8 protein-coding genes, 2 tRNA genes and 2 rRNA genes (1 of these 12 running past the window's edge) are annotated in these 17,203 nt (G+C 49.8%); 10 read left to right on the top strand and 2 right to left on the bottom strand.

Going from position 1 to position 17,203, the window contains the following annotated elements; genetic code table 11:
• The first annotated feature begins 57 nt into the window (after window positions 1-57).
• Window positions 58-3,318, top strand: coding sequence for a S41 family peptidase (locus tag C8275_RS10275; RefSeq protein ID WP_106485039.1), 3,261 nt, complete (start codon window positions 58-60; stop codon window positions 3,316-3,318).
• 211 nt (window positions 3,319-3,529) lie between these two features.
• A complete protein-coding gene (locus C8275_RS10270) occupies window positions 3,530-4,888 on the top strand; it encodes an MATE family efflux transporter (RefSeq protein ID WP_022385724.1) in 1,359 nt (452 codons plus the stop codon).
• 12 nt (window positions 4,889-4,900) lie between these two features.
• On the opposite strand, the gene C8275_RS10265 is transcribed toward C8275_RS10270, so the two are convergent.
• Window positions 4,901-5,812, bottom strand: a complete 912-nt coding sequence (locus C8275_RS10265; protein WP_157948242.1) for an AraC family transcriptional regulator — start codon at window positions 5,810-5,812, stop codon at window positions 4,901-4,903.
• A 484-nt stretch (window positions 5,813-6,296) separates the two neighbouring features.
• Between C8275_RS10265 and C8275_RS10260 the strand changes: the two genes are divergently transcribed.
• On the top strand, window positions 6,297-6,833 hold the full coding sequence (locus tag C8275_RS10260) for a hypothetical protein (protein WP_106485037.1): 537 nt from the start codon (window positions 6,297-6,299) through the stop codon (window positions 6,831-6,833).
• 479 nt (window positions 6,834-7,312) lie between these two features.
• On the opposite strand, the gene C8275_RS10250 is transcribed toward C8275_RS10260, so the two are convergent.
• A complete protein-coding gene (locus C8275_RS10250; protein ID WP_106625803.1) occupies window positions 7,313-8,026 on the bottom strand; it encodes an OmpA family protein in 714 nt (237 codons plus the stop codon).
• A 310-nt stretch (window positions 8,027-8,336) separates the two neighbouring features.
• On the opposite strand from C8275_RS10250, the gene proS reads away from it, so the two are divergent.
• From proS to C8275_RS10215, 7 genes are all read left to right on the top strand, one after another.
• The gene (gene proS / locus C8275_RS10245; RefSeq protein WP_022385720.1) at window positions 8,337-9,827 is read left to right on the top strand and encodes a proline--tRNA ligase; all 1,491 of its coding nucleotides are present in this window, start codon (window positions 8,337-8,339) and stop codon (window positions 9,825-9,827) included.
• Window positions 9,828-9,975: 148 nt separating this feature from the next.
• On the top strand, window positions 9,976-12,804 hold the full coding sequence (locus C8275_RS10240) for an AAA domain-containing protein (RefSeq protein WP_106485035.1): 2,829 nt from the start codon (window positions 9,976-9,978) through the stop codon (window positions 12,802-12,804).
• Window positions 12,797-13,381: a flavodoxin family protein gene (locus C8275_RS10235; RefSeq protein ID WP_106485034.1), complete on the top strand. Its 585-nt coding sequence runs from the start codon at window positions 12,797-12,799 to the stop codon at window positions 13,379-13,381. Before C8275_RS10240 ends, C8275_RS10235 begins: the two co-directional genes overlap by 8 nt.
• Window positions 13,382-14,650: 1,269 nt before the next feature.
• Window positions 14,651-16,184 (top strand): 16S ribosomal RNA (locus C8275_RS10230).
• A gap of 131 nt (window positions 16,185-16,315) precedes the next feature.
• Window positions 16,316-16,389: transfer RNA gene (locus C8275_RS10225), tRNA-Ile, on the top strand.
• A 74-nt stretch (window positions 16,390-16,463) separates the two neighbouring features.
• Window positions 16,464-16,537: transfer RNA gene (locus tag C8275_RS10220), tRNA-Ala, on the top strand.
• Window positions 16,538-16,672: 135 nt separating this feature from the next.
• A 23S ribosomal RNA gene (locus C8275_RS10215) occupies window positions 16,673-17,203 on the top strand (it continues 2,353 nt past the right edge of the window).
• Together the 16S and 23S rRNA genes with 2 tRNA genes alongside form the textbook arrangement of a ribosomal RNA operon.

Here is a 17,203-nt window from a genome sequence, read left to right as displayed (position 1 = left end):
TATCAGGTGACAATGGACGTTTGCAGACATTCATTAAACCATTAAACCTTTTTCTACATGAAGAAAATTTTGTTGAGTGCCGCAGCTTGTATCCTGACCGGATGGGCGTTGGCACAGGAATCGCCTTGGTGGATGAGGGATTGTGCCATTTCTCCGGATGGGACGACCATTGCCTTCACTTATAAAGGCGATATTTACACGGTGCCGGTCAGTGGCGGGCGTGCCATGCAGCTGACTTCTCATCCGGCATACGACACAGCGCCGGTGTGGAGTCCGGACAGTAAAAAGATTGCTTTTGCATCTGATCGCATGGGTAGTCTGGACGTGTTTATCGTTTCGCGTGAGGGAGGAGTTCCTCAACGTCTGACCACTCATTCTGGCAGTGAGACTCCGATTGTTTTTAAAGATAACGGACATGTTTTGTTTGCTGCCGCTATCCAGCCGTCTGCAGAGGACATGCAGTTCCCTTCAGGCACATTCAATCAGGTTTATGAGGTAAGCGTGGAGGGAGGACGTCCCCGGATGTTCTCGTCCATGCCCATGGAGCACATCTCCATTCGCAAGGACGGCAAACAATGGCTTTACCAGGATAAGAAAGGGTACGAAGACCCTTGGCGCAAGCACCATAAGTCTTCCATTGCACGTGATGTCTGGATGTATACGCCGGGCACCCCGGGGAGTTATGCCAAGCTGACGGCGTTCCGGGGTGAGGATCGTGATCCGGTCTGGGCACCCGATGGCGAGTCCTTCTATTATTTGAGTGAAGAGAACGGTACTTTCAACGTGTTCAAGCGCCGATTGGGCAGTGCGTCGTCGACTCAGATAACCAGGCATACAGTGAATCCCGTACGTTTCCTGAGCATTGCAGAGAATGGAACATTGTGCTACGGGTTGGATGGTGAAATTTATACCCTGACTCCCGGCAAGCAGCCGAAGAAGGTAAAGATTGAAATCATGTCGGATCGTCTGGACCGGGATGTCATCCGACAGGTATTGCAGAATGGGGTGTCAGAAATGGCTGTTTCACCTGATGGCGACGAAATTGCCTTCATCGTACATGGAGATGTCTATGTGACTTCGGTGGAATACAAGACAACCAAACAGATTACTGATACGCCTGAGCAGGAACGGGATGTCGACTTTTCTCCTGACGGACGCAGCCTGGTCTATGCTTCCGAGCGGGATGGCTTGTGGCAGATTTACCAGGCTTCGTTGGTAAAGGAGGATGAAAAGCAATTTACGTATGCGACCGAAATCAAGGAAGAGCGTCTGACCAAATCGAGCAAGACCTCCTTTCAGCCGCAATACAGTCCTGATGGCAAGGAAGTGGCTTTCCTGGAAGACAGAACTGCCATCAGAGTCATGAACCTGAAGAGCAAGAAGGTCCGTACCGTGATGGATAAGAAATACCAGTATTCCTACTCCGATGGCGACCAGTGGTTCCAATGGAGTCCGGACAGCAAATGGATTCTTTCAGACTTCATCGGTGTCGGCGGATGGAACAATAAGGATATCGTCCTGCTGAAGGCTGATGGAAAAGGCGAGATGCACAACCTGACGCAGAGCGGTTACAACGATGGACGTGCCAAGTGGGTACTCGGTGGAAAAGCCATGATATGGAGCAGCGACCGTGCCGGATTCCGTAGCCATGGAAGCTGGGGAGCCGAAAGCGACGTCTACATCATGTTCTTCGATCTGGAAGCCTATGAGAAGTTCAGAATGAATGACGAAGACCTTGCCTTGTATGAAGAGGCTGAAAAGGAGCGTAAGATGAAAGAGGCAAAGGAAAAGGCGGAACAGGACAAGAAGAAGAAGGGCAAGAAGCATAAGAAGGATGACAAGAAGGAGAAGGAAGAGGAGGAGACACTCACCTTCGACTTGGAGAACTGTCGTGACCGTGTCATGCGCCTGACGGCAAACTCTTCTTTGCTGGGCGACGCACTCCTTTCCAAAGACGGTAACATGCTTTACTACCTGACATCTTTCGAAGGTCCGCAGGACTTGTGGGTACGGGACCTGAAGGAGGGCAGTACACGTATTCTGGTGAAAGGTATTGGCAGGGGCTACCTGGTACAGTCCAAGCAGGGCGGCATCTTCATTTGTGGCGGTGGAGGCATGCGTGAAATCGATATGCGCTCCGGACGTCCTGAACACATTGAATTTGAGGCATTCTTCAATTATCGTCCGTATGCCGAGCGGGAATATATCTTTGAACATGCTTGGCAGCAGGTGAAAGACAAGTTCTATATGAAGGACCTGCATGGGGTGGATTGGAATGGATACAAGAAGGTCTATGAGAAGTTCCTCCCTTACATTAATAACAATTATGACTTCGCGGAAATGTTGAGCGAGCTGCTGGGCGAACTCAATGCTTCTCATACCGGAGCGCGTTATAGCGGTCGGGGAGGGGCGATGCCGACGGCTTCGCTGGGTGTCTTCTATGATGAAACCTACAAGGGAGACGGATTGAAGATTAAGGAGATTCCTGCAAAGAGTCCGTTTGCCCAAATCAAGACAAAGGTGACTGAAGGCTGTATCATCGAGCAGATTGACGGACGTGAGGTGAAGAAGGGAGAAGACTACTTCCCCTTGCTGGAGGGCAAGGTCGGTCGTAAGATACGTCTGGCTGTCTATAATCCGGATACCAAGGAACGTTTTGAAGAGACCATACGTGGTATCGGTGCCGGTCAGTGGAACAAGGTCCTCTACCATCGTTGGGTGGAACGTAACCGGGCTGAAGTGGAGCGTCTGTCAGGAGGTCGTTTGGGCTATATCCATATTGAGGCAATGAACAGCGAGAGCTTTCGTGAGACTTACAGCGAGTTGCTCGGACGGTACCGTCACAAAGAGGCTGTCGTGGTCGACGTACGTCACAATGGGGGCGGATGGCTCCATGAAGACCTGATGGTTCTGTTGGGCGGAAAGGAATATCAACGTTTTGTGGCACAGGGTCAGTACATCGGTAGCGACCCGTTCAACCAGTGGACGAAACCTTCCTGTATGTTGGTTTGTGAAGACAACTACAGCAATGCCCACGGCACGCCTCAACTCTATCAGGCGTTGAAGCTGGGTAAGCTCGTCGGTGCTCCCGTACCGGGAACGATGACAGCAGTATGGTGGGAGAACCAGATTGACCCCAGCCTCGTGTTCGGTATACCGCAAGTGGGCTGTGTGGATATGGAAGGAAACTATGCGGAGAATCATGAACTGGAGCCTGATGTGCTGATTTATAATTCTCCGGCAGATGTCCTTCAAGGGCGTGATGCACAGTTGGAAGCAGCTGTCAAGACCTTACTGGACGAGCTGCCTGCCAAGTAACAGACTCTCTTAGACTGATTTTATCGGGCTTGCAAGGCGCAAGGCTCTCCGGTCTTCAGACAGTGACCGGGGCCTGTGCATTGCAAGCCCGATGTGTATGCGAAATGCAAGTTATTAAAAAACATGAAACACACTTGATGCAAATCAAAAATGTAGACAAGCGACGTGAATTTGTTGTACTTTTGCACCCCAAAATCAAAAAGCGCTATTTATGGAAGAGAACAATCCTCACATTTTGGGCAGTGCGCCCATTGGGAAATTATTGGTACAATATTCCGTTCCCGCCATCATTGCCATGACAGTAACCTCACTCTACAACATTATCGATAGCATTTTCATTGGTCACGGCGTCGGTCCGTTGGCAATTTCCGGTCTGGCTATTACTTTCCCGCTGATGAACCTGTTGGTGGCTTTCTGTACCCTTGTGGGCGTGGGTGGAGCTTCCATCTCGTCCATTCGTCTGGGACAGAAGGATGTGAAAGGGGCAGAAGATGTGTTGGGCAATGTGGCTATCCTGTGTGTTATCAATGCCTTTATATATGGTGGCATCACCTTGCTGTTCCTGGACGAGGTGCTTTACTTCTTCGGAGCGAGTGATGAGACGTTGCCATACGCACGGGACTTCATGCAGGTGATCCTCCTGGGCAGTCCCATTACTTATGTGACCATCGGTCTGAACAACATGATGCGTGCCACGGGCTATCCGAAAAAGGCCATGTTTTCAGCCATGCTTACCGTCGGGTGTAACATCATCCTGGCACCGGTCTGTATCTTTGTGCTGGAATGGGGAATCCGTGGAGCTGCCATATCGACCATCATTTCCCAGTTTGCCGGTATGATTTGGGTACTTTCGCATTTCGTGAACAAGAAAAGCTACATCCGCTTCAAGCGTGTCAGCCTGCGTCTGCGTCCGCGTATCATCCGTAATATCTTCAGCATCGGCATGTCGCCGTTCATCATGAATGTGTGTGCCTGCTGTATTGTGATCTTTATCAACAACCGGTTGCTGAACTACGGAGGCGACCTTGCTATCGGTGCCTTTGGTATTTTGAACCGTATTCAAATGCTGTTCGTAATGATTGTAATGGGCATTACGATGGGGATGCAGCCTATCAGCGGATACAACTACGGAGCCGGAAACATTGACCGTGTGAAGCGGACACTGAAGCTGGGCATTGTGGCAGCGACGTGCATCACGACATTCGGTTTCCTTATCAGCGAATTGTTCCCGGGCTTGTTCGTGGGCATGTTTACCAACAACGAAGAACTGACGCATCAGGCGACGATTGCCCTTCAGATTGGTGTGGCAGTCTTTCCCATCATCGGTTCACAAATCATCATTACGCAATTCTTCCAGTCCATAGGCAAGGCGGCTATATCCATTTTCCTTTCCCTCTCCCGTCAGCTGCTGTTCCTTTTACCCGGTCTGGCGCTGCTTCCTCCCATCTATGGCGTGAAAGGAGTGTGGTTCAGCATGCCGATTTCCGATTTCCTGGCGGCTCTGGCAGCCATTGGCATGCTGCTTTACCAGTTGCGTAAGATGAAGCTGGAGAATCTGCGTGGTGTCTGACGCCCCTCGGGGTCAGCACACGCTGTGCGGCGCGGGCAGCTCGGTCCTCCTTCGGGCGATCTGGTCTCTGTAGACTGACGGAGGGATACCCTGGAGGCGTTTGAACATCTTGGACATGACGGCCTGGTCGGAGAAGTGCAGTTGGTCGGCAATCTCCTGCAGGCTGGCGTCCGTGTCTGACAGAAGCTGGGCAATCTCGCGGACCAGTGCTTCGCAAATCCAGTGATAGACAGTCTTTCCGGTAAACTGACGGACGATGCGTCCCAGATATTGGGTGGTGACGCACAGCTCCGAAGCGTAAAATCCCACTCCATGTTCTTGCCGGACGTGTCTGGACAGCAGGTTGATAAACTCCAGGAACAATCGTTCTGCATGCTTGTTGCCCGGTAGCTCTGCCAGGTGCGGTTGCAGACGTATATCTGCCAGCTCCATCAGGAATACATGTGTTTTGCAGAGCAGGATATCTTTCTGAAACCGATGGGAACACTCGTCCATGGATGAGACGATGTTGTCCAGGCATCGGCGGAGGGAGGGGAGCCGTTCCGTGTCGACGGTCAGGATAGGGTGTAGCTTGATACGCATGAGATAGGAGATGGGAAAGGTCGGGCGTCGTGCCAACAGTTCTCTCCGGAATTGTTTCGATAGAATCAGCAGGCTGGCTTGTATGTCTGCCGACTGTTGCAGGATGCGCAGCGGAATCATTTCATCCCCGGTGTCCACGAGGCTGTTGCCGGTGAGGCAATAGGGCTTGCCTGCCAGTTCGATGTTCAGCTGACCCGCCGTGACGATGAGGATGGAGTGTTCCTCAATGATGACATCCGCAGAACTTTCCTCATAAAACGAAGGGGTGATGCGATGGAAGGCAATCCCATGCTCTGAATAGGAACGTATCTGGTAGTTATGGAGGATTTCTTCGAATTTCATAGTCGTATCATTGGATAAGTAGGCAAGCAAAGATAGGAATTTGTAAAAAAGGATAGTTTTAAAATAGATAAAGGGAGAGTTTCTCTAGATTAATGACCAAAATCTATCGATAAGTTACCGAATGATTTGTGTTTCTGTTAAATAGAATTGATAAGTAACCGGAATTGGTAAATAAGTCTTTCATCTTCCTTCGTTCGCGGATAGAGTTCCGCTACTGATAGTTTCCATTCGTATTGTCATATTATTTCCATATTGACAAACAGACTTTCCAAATAGTAGGACAGGGAGTACGTTGTTTAGTAATAGACAAATTTAGTACAGAATCAAACAAGCAGTTTATAGGCTCTTCTTTTCAATTTTGCATCGGTTTGAGTGGTCGAAGGGACCGGAATAAACGGGTTTAGAGATGATTTGAACGGAGTGTGAACCGGTCCCTTCACCTTTTTCAAACAAAATAACTCATATAACTAAACGAGATTTACTTATGTACGGACGTTTTGCATTGATGGCTGGTTTGTTTTTGGGGAGTTTCTCCATGACTTCATGCGACGATGACGCTGTGACAACGGAGTATCAGCCTTTGCCCAAGCTGACATTGGACGAACCTTTCCAGTATGAATGCACCGATGCCAACCTGGTGTCCTTCACGACGGATTCACTGACAAGGGTGACGGTATTGAACTTCTTGAAGGAAGATGTGACAGACTTGGATTATGTGGACTACGACGAACAGACCTGTATGTTCACCTTCAGTAAAGGAGAGCTGTCTCATTACCGGATAACCTGGGAGTATGAGACATCGAATGCCATCAAGTTCCTGTATACCCAGAACGGGATGTGGTACCGGATGCTTTCCGGAGACGGGCACTCCTATGTGCTGGAAGCTGTCGATGGCATGTCGGTCTGTGTCGCGGTACAGCCGGGTATGCATCCGAATGACCGGAACGTCAGTCTGACATTCCATCAGTTCCGTATCGAAGACATCGGCGGGACAGATGAGACACAAGCCCGGCTTAGATGAGGCAAAGTATAATACTTAGCCTGCCAAAGTATGATACTTAGGGGGCCTAAGTATCATACTTTGGTCGGTTGAAGTACGGCATAGACGAAGTCTATCCGCCGGATAGTATAAGCATGATTTGGGTTTAACCCAAATCGGTCATTTGAGTTTGAGTAGATTGTTCGCATCTGTCCTGCAGCTTGTTTCTCGTTTTGTTGAAGACGTAGCGGGCTACGTCGAGACAGAACGAGGAAGAAGATGCCGACAGAGGTGGACAAGATGCTCAAAGAGCTTGCTCTTTTGAAACAAAGAGAACTTTGAGCGGTCTAATGACCGATTTGGGTTTAAGGTTACTGATAGCATGCTCTTTATGTTTTTCTCTAGAGCTTTCCGGTGTCTGTCCCCCTTGCAGCCCGGGAAGCTTTCCTTTGAAAACCAAGAAAGGAGGCGCCGTGAGGTGCCTCCTTTCTGACAATTCATTTAATATGGATGTGATGATTTTACTTACCTGCTTCGGCATCGCGAATCATCTGTTCGCTGGCGTACATGTAGACTTCTACGCGACGGTTCTGTGCCTGTCCCTCCTTGGTCGAGTTGTCGGCTACGGGATTAGCCTCGCCCAGACCTTCAACTGACTTGATCTGGCTGGAGGCTACGCCGCAGTTCAGCAAGTAGGAAGAAACGCTTTGTGCACGTTGTTGTGACAGCTGGATGTTCTTCTGTACGCTTTGTTCAGCCGTACTGTTGCGCCATCCCTGATTGTCGGTATAACCCTTGATGGCAATATCCATGGTGTTGTTCTGCTTCAGGACATTGTTGGCAAACTTGCTCAGTGCGCTTTGTGCCGATGCGCTCAGGGCAGAGCTGCTGGTGTTGAAGAGGATACCCGAATCGAATGTTACCTTCACAGCCTGCAAGCCGTTTGCGTCGGTGATTTGTTCCACTTGTGCACCTTCTACCTGACGGGCTGCCTCTGCAGCTTTGTCCATTTTCTTGCCGATGATGACTCCTGCACCTGTTCCGACAGCCGTACCGATGGCTGCGCCGATAGCTGCACCTTTGCCTTTGCCTACGAGACCTCCGATGATGCCGCCCAATGCAGCACCGCCGCCGGCACCGATTAATCCACCTTTCGTGGTGTTGTTCATATTACCGCAACTGCCCAATACCAACAGGCCGCTGAGTAACAAGGAAGTTGTTTTGATACCTTTCATATTCATGTCAATTTTAATGATTTAATGTCACGTTTTGTATCGACAAATATAGGCTTTATCTGACAAAGTGTTGCTAAAAAAGTCCGCTTTTATTAATATTTAGTCTAATTTTCTGCTTCTTCATGGCGAGGTAGCAGCTCTGTCGGCAGAAGGGTAGACAAGGAGACAGAAGGAGGTAGAAGAATAATGTACGGATACCGCACGCGCTTCCGCCTAACTTATTAAGTCAAAGATGGAGCCTCTTTTTTAGAAAATTACTACTTTTGCATTCGCAAAAATCGAAGAGTAATAATCAAAACAAGATAAAGCAATGGCAAAAGAATTGAAAGAACTGACCAAGCGTAGCGAGAACTATTCGCAATGGTATAACGATTTGGTCGTAAAGGCAGACCTGGCTGAACAATCACCCGTGCGTGGATGTATGGTGATCAAGCCCTATGGCTATGCGATTTGGGAGAAGATGCAGCGTGTGCTGGATGACAAGTTCAAAGAGACCGGACACGTGAATGCCTATTTCCCGCTTTTGATCCCGAAATCATACCTGAGCCGTGAGGCTGAACATGTGGAAGGCTTCGCCAAGGAGTGTGCCGTAGTGACCCACTACCGTTTGAAAAATGCCGAAGATGGGAGTGGGGTGATTGTCGATCCCGCTGCCAAGCTGGAAGAGGAACTGATTATCCGTCCGACATCGGAAACGATTATCTGGAGTACATATAAGAACTGGATCCGCTCTTACCGCGACCTGCCCATCTTGTGCAACCAGTGGGCCAATGTGATGCGTTGGGAAATGCGTACCCGTCTGTTCCTGCGTACGGCTGAGTTCTTGTGGCAGGAGGGACACACGGCACATGCCACTCGTGAAGAGGCAGAGGCCGAAGCACAGAAGATGCTGGGAGTCTATGCGGATTTTGCAGAGAACTACATGGCAGTGCCGGTGATGAAAGGCGTGAAGTCTGCCAATGAACGTTTTGCCGGTGCGTTGGATACTTATACCATTGAAGCCTTGATGCAGGATGGCAAGGCATTGCAAAGCGGTACTTCGCACTTCCTGGGACAGAACTTCGCCAAGGCTTTTGACGTGCAGTTTGTCGACAAGGATAACAAACTGGACTACGTGTGGGCTACGTCATGGGGTGTGTCGACCCGTCTGATGGGTGCGCTCATCATGTCCCATTCGGATGACAACGGACTGGTGCTGCCCCCGAAGTTGGCTCCGATTCAGGTTGTCATTGTGCCTATCTATAAGAGTGACGAGCAGTTGAAGCTCATTGATGCAAAGGTGGCTGGCATTGTCGACCGTCTGCGTGCATTGGGCATTTCGGTGAAGTATGATAATGCCGACAACAAGCGTCCGGGCTTCAAGTTTGCTGATTACGAACTGAAGGGCGTTCCCGTCCGTCTGGTGATGGGAGGCCGTGACTATGAGAACAACACGATGGAAATCATGCGTCGTGATACGCTGGAGAAGCATACAGTCTCTTGCGACGGTATCGAGGAATATGTGAAGAACCTGCTGGATGAGATTCAAGCCAATATCTATCAGAAGGCACTGAATTACCGTCAGTCTCACACCTTCAAGGTGGATACGTGGGATCAATTCAAGGAGCAGATAGAGAAGGGTGGCTTCATCCTGGCTCACTGGGACGGTACGACCGAGACAGAGGAGCGCATCAAGGAAGAAACCAAGGCAACCATCCGTTGCATTCCGTTTGATGCCGACGAGGAAAGTCTCCAGCCGGGTGTGGACATGCTGACCGGTAAACCGTCGGCACGCCGTGTGCTCTTTGCCCGAGCTTATTGATGTCCGCCATACGCCGGTGCGGAGTCAGCACGTATACAAGCAAGTAACTTAGTGACGGGTTGGCAGGTTGATGAGTGGAGGAGTGTAATGTTCGTCCGGAACTTCGTCCCCCTCATGAACGTGTCAACCCGTTGTTTGTTTTAGGACCATGAATGAACCGAGCCATTATATATTGATTAAGAAGGAAGGGAAATGGGTGCCGAAGAGTGCCGAGATTTCCTCTTTCGAGCAGGATGATGCCGGCATGTACCGGGTACGCTTCACGAACAGCAGCAAATATTACAGGTATAGCCGGCAGAACCTGGCATGCCTGGGCAACCGGATGCGTGAATGGGTCGACCCGGCCCCGGATGTCAATCGTATCTTTCTGAATGGCCAGGAACTGTCCGGACTCAAGGACGTGTGGCATTATGCTTACGATGAGCAGGACTTCTGGCGGATTGTCTTTCACAGTGGGCGTTACCGGGATTATCCCGGTGAATGTATCCGGGTCGTGACGAATTGCTTGTGCAACTCCAGGAGCAACGACGTCTTTGATTATCTGAAGCATATCGCCGGGCTGAATCCGTTGGGCAAGAATGGAGAACCCCGGAAGAACGAGGCGGTGCAAGGAATACTGGAAAAGCAGTATGCGGCTATCAGCTATGTAGGCGACGATACGGTAGCTTCCCTTTACCTGGGGTATTCGGCGTCCCCTAAAAGGACCGAGCCGGGAAACCTGATTTATCCGTTTGGAAGCAATGCCAGTCAGAAAGAGGCGGTGAGACAAGCCTTCACCCATCAGGTCTGCATCGTTCAGGGGCCTCCCGGAACAGGTAAGACGCAAACGATTCTGAATATCCTGGCTAACATCGTGATGCGTGGCAAGACCGCCCTGGTGGTGTCGGCAAACAATTCGGCAACAGATAATATCCGGGAGAAGCTGGCAAAGTATGGTCTTGATTTCATGGTCGCTCCCTTAGGCAATAAGGAGAATAAGGGAGAATTTATCCGTTCCCAACCTCCTCTTCCCGAGGAGTTGCTCTCCTGGCAAAGCGAGGAGGTGCAGGATGCCCAAAAGAAGGTAGACACAGCCTCCAGGCAGTTGGATGCAGTGTTCTCCCTACAGAATGACTTGGCGGTTAAGAGGCAGGAGCTGGAAGCTGCAAACCTGGAATGGGAGCATTTCAAGCAGGAACATGCTCTGGGTGAAGAGGACGCTCGGGAAAGCACCTCCCTCACTTCTGGTAAGTTGCTCAGGTTGTGGCTGGAGCTTCAGCCTTATGTGGATGAAGATGCTGCTGTCGGCATCCATGGCTGGAGCGGACGATTCAGGTGGCTTCTGCTGAAATTCCTCTGCCGTTACTGGTTCCGGCTGACCAAACGGATGGAGCGGGAAAATCTGCTTCCGTTGATTACGAGGTTGCAGACCTTGTATTACCCGAAGCGTCGCCGGGAACTTTGTGAGGCTATAGCTGCTTTGGAGTCAGCGCTGGAGCGTCAGGATGCCGGAGCCTTGATGACAGTCTTGACTGAGAACTCCTTGCTCCTGCTGAAAGATGCCCTTTGCCGGAAGTATCGTGACGGACGTCCGGTCTTGGTTTCGGAGGAAGACCTGTGGAAACGCTCTTCCGAAGTCTTGAAGCAATATCCCATCGTCTTGAGCACGACCTTTTCGGCACGTTCCTGTCTGGCTGCAAATACCATTTATGATTATGTCATCGTCGATGAAGCATCGCAGGTAGCTGTTGAGACGGGCTTCCTGGCATTGACGTGTGCACGCAATGCTGTGATTGTGGGAGATTCGCAACAGTTGCCCAATGTGGTAACGGAAGATGACAGGAAGCGTTTCAAGATTGTGCAGGAGCGTTATCACTTGGCGGAAGGTTACGATTGTGCCTCTTACAGTTTGTTGACCTCGATTGGGGCAGTGATTAAAGAGGTTCCGCAGACCTTGCTGTGCGAACATTACCGTTGCCATCCGCGTATCATCAATTTCTGCAACCAGAAGTTCTATGGAGGGCAACTGCTGATTATGACTCCTGACTCCGGAGAAGAGAATGTCTTGAGTGCTTTCACGACAGTTGCAGGCAATCATGCCCGGAATAAATGCAACCAGCGGGAGATAGATGTAATCAGGAGTGAGGTATTCCCCGCGCTGGCTGGTTTTGATGATGTGGGCATCGTTACTCCTTACAATAATCAGGTGGATGCCATCAATAAGGAGTTTGGCAGACCGGATCTGGCAGCGACGGTGCATAAGTATCAGGGACGGGAGAATGACGCTATCGTGTTCAGTGCTGTGGATAATCAGATTACACCCTTTTGTGATGATGATAACATGCTGAATGTGGCTGTTTCCCGGGCAAAGAAGAAGTTCTGTCTGGTGATGACCGGAGAAAAGCAGGAAAAGGAGGGCAATCTCACAGATTTGCTGCATTACATCAGCTATCAGAACTGTGCGGTCGTTGAAAGTAAGGTCTCGTCCATTTTTGATTATTTGTATGAACATTACACGAAAGAACGTCTGGAATACCTGGAACGGCACCCGAAAGTCTCGGAATATGATTCGGAAAACTTACTTTATCCGCTGATCCTGAAAGTGCTGGAAGAAGGAGGATATGCTTACCTGAAGGTTGTATTGCATTATCCGTTACGCTCTATTTTCCGTCATAAAGAACAGATGCTGGAGCAACGGGAGTATGAATACACTTCGCATGCAAAGACCCATGTGGACTTTTTGCTGTTTAACAGAGTCAGTAAATTACCGGTCATGGGAATTGAAGTGAATGGCTACAGTTTCCATCGCGAAGGGACGGAGCAGAGTCTGAGGGATGAACTGAAAGAATCTGTTTTCCGGAAGTATGACTTGCCTTTACTGGTTCTGTCGACAACGGGTTCAGGGGAAGAGCAGAAAATCAAACAAACGTTGGTGCATGCCCTGCAGGTCTATGAATCAACGTGCTTGGGAGGAAATTATCATTTAATCCATGAGTAAGGTAGAACATTTGCTGATTATCAATGCCAGTCCACGTCGGAAGGGCAATCTCTCGCGTATGCTTGAAGCCATGCGTGAGGAAGCGCTGGCACACGGTGTACATGTCGATTGGGTCAATGTATCCGATTTGCAGGTAGCTCCCTGTACCGGATGCATGGTGTGTCGTTCGCGTTTGGAATGCGTTTTACCGGAAGACGATGCACAACGCACGTTGCATCGGATTAATTGTTGTGATGCTTTGATAATAGGAGCACCCTGTTATTGGGGCAATATGCCGGGAACGCTTAAAGTCCTGCTTGATCGGATGGTGTATGGATTGATTGGAGAGGGGAAATATGGTCCCCGTCCGCTGCATAAAGGAAAGCTGGCGATTATGGTGAGCACTTCCACGACTCCCTATCCATTTAATAGATGGTTTAATCAGACGAGAGGGGTGATTCGTGCCTTGAAGGAAGTATTGAAATGGAGTGGCTTCCGCTTGCGTGTATGCATAGAGCGGGGAGGCACGCGTCAAAAACCGGTTGATGCAAAAGATTTGGAGCGTTGCCGTCGGGCAGTAAGGAAGTTGCTCTCCTGATAAGGAAAAATAACAGGATGTCAGCGAATTGAGGTATTTACTATCATCAGGCATGAAAAATGACCTTTCTCGCTAACTCGTCCTTTTCAAAAATCCGATAATCTGGAGACGAAACGTGAATGATTGCAAACGGAATGCCGGGAAAATACCCTTCATTTTAGAAAACTATACATTTCATTTTCGAAAAACAGGCAAAACGTGCCCGGAACAATATTGTTTCGCGCGCCAAACAATATAGTTTGCCGCCTCAAACAATATAGTTTCACCTGCCAAACACAATTGTTTCGTGCCCGGAAGTCAAATCTTTGGAAAATGAAAGTAAAAAGAAGTGAGTTTCACTCTCTAGAAGAAGGGTGCTGTCAACAAATCGGAAGGTAATAAAAAGAGGGATGTAAGGAACGGGAAACAGAACAATGATACTCCTTCAACCTCAACATCCTCCGTAATGTCGTTCCAACGCCCCTGTATGCAACAATCTGCATTTTGCGAATCGCCTGAGAATACCACGAAATCCACCAAATCGTATTTTGGTGCGAGGATTGGCACTCTCAGAACCTTCGTTTGACATTTTGTCAAAACGTAATTCCGGGACGTCCACCACACGAATGTAGGGGCGACCGGTCTGGTCGCCCGGTCCAACAATGAATGGTCCAATAACGCCCGACCCAATAACGGATGGTTGGTTCATCAGTGCACATTCCATAAACAACCAATCGCCAACATCCAATTACCACCATTCAATCGCCAACAAATAATATTGTCGCCCATAATAACGTGGCAATAATGATTGGACCGGGCGACCAGACCGGTCGCCCCTACATTATTATATAGGTTTTCCATACCCGTCAATTCTGTAATTCCCTTTTAAAATGTAAACAAACGCAAACAAACATCCTGCTCTCTCCATCCCAATCCACCATTCCCCGCCCGTTTTCCCGTCACATCCCCGTAACAATCCCCGAAAAACATGTTGTAAAACATATCTGTTAATGAAACCCTTAGGAGAAAGGCTCAAAAAATATTCAAAAAAAGTGCGTAGAATGTTTGGAGGGAATATGCAAAAGCTCTACCTTTGCATCCGCTTTCGATAAGGAAAGCCGCTGCAAAGCGTTAGATACTTGAAAAGAATGCAACAAACAGACAAGTAGTACAAGAGCTCTGCTGATGATTGGTTATCAGCGGAATGGGTATGAAAGGTCAACGTCAAAACCTGGACAATAAGTCAAAAGGAAATCGGAATCCGGGCAAAAGAGATTAAAGAAATTCATTACAATGAAGAGTTTGATCCTGGCTCAGGATGAACGCTAGCTACAGGCTTAACACATGCAAGTCGCGGGGCAGCATAGGGTTTCAGCAATGAAATTCGGATGGCGACCGGCGCACGGGTGAGTAACACGTATCCAACCTGCCCTTTACTCGGGGATAGCCTTGCGAAAGTAAGATTAATACCCGATGGTATTGGGTCTCCGCATGGGGATTCAATTAAAGGTGCGAACCGGTAAAGGATGGGGATGCGTTCCATTAGGCAGTAGGCGGGGTAACGGCCCACCTAACCGACGATGGATAGGGGTTCTGAGAGGAAGGTCCCCCACATTGGAACTGAGACACGGTCCAAACTCCTACGGGAGGCAGCAGTGAGGAATATTGGTCAATGGGCGCGAGCCTGAACCAGCCAAGTAGCGTGAAGGATGACTGCCCTATGGGTTGTAAACTTCTTTTATAAGGGAATAAAGTCGCTTACGTGTAGGCGTTTGTATGTACCTTATGAATAAGCATCGGCTAACTCCGTGCCAGCAGCCGCGGTAATACGGAGGATGCGAGCGTTATCCGGATTTATTGGGTTTAAAGGGAGCGTAGATGGGCTTTTAAGTCAGTTGTGAAATTCTGCGGCTCAACCGTAGGACTGCAGTTGAAACTGGGAGCCTTGAGTGCAGTTGAGGTGCATGGAATTCGTGGTGTAGCGGTGAAATGCTTAGATATCACGAAGAACTCCGATTGCGAAGGCAGTGCACCAAGCTGTAACTGACATTGATGCTCGAAAGTGTGGGTATCAAACAGGATTAGATACCCTGGTAGTCCACACGGTAAACGATGAATACTCGCTGTTGGCGATACATGGTCAGCGGCCAAGCGAAAGCATTAAGTATTCCACCTGGGGAGTACGCCGGCAACGGTGAAACTCAAAGGAATTGACGGGGGCCCGCACAAGCGGAGGAACATGTGGTTTAATTCGATGATACGCGAGGAACCTTACCCGGGCTTGAACTGCAACCGAATGTCGCGGAAACGCGACAGCTAGCAATAGCGGTTGTGGAGGTGCTGCATGGTTGTCGTCAGCTCGTGCCGTGAGGTGTCGGCTTAAGTGCCATAACGAGCGCAACCCTTGCCGGCAGTTGCCATCAGGTAATGCTGGGGACTCTGCCGGGAATGCCATCGTAAGATGCGAGGAAGGTGGGGATGACGTCAAATCAGCACGGCCCTTACGTCCGGGGCTACACACGTGTTACAATGGGGGGTACAGAAGGCCGCTACCTGGCGACAGGATGCCAATCCCGAAAACCCCTCCCAGTTCGGACTGGAGCCTGCAACCCGGCTCCACGAAGCTGGATTCGCTAGTAATCGCGCATCAGCCATGGCGCGGTGAATACGTTCCCGGGCCTTGTACACACCGCCCGTCAAGCCATGGGAGCCGGGGGTACCTGAAGTACGTAACCGCGAGGGTCGTCCTAGGGTAAAACCGGTGACTGGGGCTAAGTCGTAACAAGGTAGCCGTACCGGAAGGTGCGGCTGGAACACCTCCTTTCTGGAGCTTTGAGATTCCGATAGGATGTAGGCTTTTCTATCCGGTCTTGTACTGCTGATGTTTGTTTGTAAAGATATGAAGGAGAACCAGAGAAGCCGGGCACTGTCCGGGCAGATTGAGGTTAGACTGACAGTCCTATAGCTCAGTTGGTTAGAGCGCTACACTGATAATGTAGAGGTCGGCAGTTCAACTCTGCCTGGGACTACTCCGAAAAAAAAAGTCCGGGCATCCGCTTGCGGAACGTACAGAAAAGCGTACCTTTGCCGCCCGGAAAACGAAGGGGGATTAGCTCAGCTGGCTAGAGCACCTGCTTTGCAAGCAGGGGGTCAACGGTTCGAATCCGTTATTCTCCACAGTCCAGAATTGTCAATTGTCCATTATCAATTGTCAATTGGAAGAAGATCTTTGACATGTTGTACAAACCCAATAACAGTAAGACGCAAGAGCCAAGAGTATAATCCGTAGCGGTAGCAATACCGCAAGACGGAAAGGAAGTAGATAAGGGCACATGGTGGATGCCTAGGCTCTCGGAGGCGATGAAGGACGTGATAAGCTGCGAAAAGCCGCGGTGAGGTGCAAATGACCTTTGACCCGCGGATCTCCGAATGGGACAACCCGGTGTCCTGAAGGGACATCATCTGTCAATGACAGAGGCTAACGCAGGGAACTGAAACATCTTAGTACCTGCAGGAAAAGAAAATAAGAATGATTCCCCCAGTAGTGGCGAGCGAACGGGGAAGAGCCCAAACCGCGGGTGTTACGGCACCCGCGGGGTTGTAGGACCACGAGATTGCAAGACAAAGGCGAGGGGAAGGCGCTGGAAAGCGCCGCCATAGAGCATGAAAGCTGCGTACCCGAAACCGATGGAAGCATAGTGGTATCCTGAGTATCGCGGGACACGAGGAATCCTGCGAGAATCCGCCGGGACCATCCGGCAAGGCTAAATACTCCCGAGAGACCGATAGTGAACCAGTACCGTGAGGGAAAGGTGAAAAGTACCCCGCACAGGGGAGTGAAAC

Origin of the sequence: Bacteroides sp. Marseille-P3684 (assembly GCF_900291465.1) — a bacterium.
In the GTDB taxonomy this organism is placed as follows: Bacteria; Bacteroidota; Bacteroidia; order Bacteroidales; family Bacteroidaceae; genus Phocaeicola_A.
The sequence above is the reverse complement of the archived record's forward strand: the minus strand, read 5'-3'. Positions and strand labels throughout refer to the sequence as shown.

Bases quoted from the DNA above. Each gene is read 5' to 3' on its own strand.
- C8275_RS10265 (WP_157948242.1), bottom strand. From the start codon at position 5,812: ATGAAATTCGAAGAAATCCTCCATAACTACCAGATACGTTCCTATTCA.
- C8275_RS10235 (WP_106485034.1), top strand. From the start codon at position 12,797: ATGAGTAAGGTAGAACATTTGCTGATTATCAATGCCAGTCCACGTCGG.
- C8275_RS10260 (WP_106485037.1), top strand. From the start codon at position 6,297: ATGTACGGACGTTTTGCATTGATGGCTGGTTTGTTTTTGGGGAGTTTC.
- C8275_RS10240 (WP_106485035.1), top strand. From the start codon at position 9,976: ATGAATGAACCGAGCCATTATATATTGATTAAGAAGGAAGGGAAATGG.
- C8275_RS10275 (WP_106485039.1), top strand. From the start codon at position 58: ATGAAGAAAATTTTGTTGAGTGCCGCAGCTTGTATCCTGACCGGATGG.
- C8275_RS10270 (WP_022385724.1), top strand. From the start codon at position 3,530: ATGGAAGAGAACAATCCTCACATTTTGGGCAGTGCGCCCATTGGGAAA.
- proS (WP_022385720.1), top strand. From the start codon at position 8,337: ATGGCAAAAGAATTGAAAGAACTGACCAAGCGTAGCGAGAACTATTCG.
- C8275_RS10250 (WP_106625803.1), bottom strand. From the start codon at position 8,026: ATGAAAGGTATCAAAACAACTTCCTTGTTACTCAGCGGCCTGTTGGTA.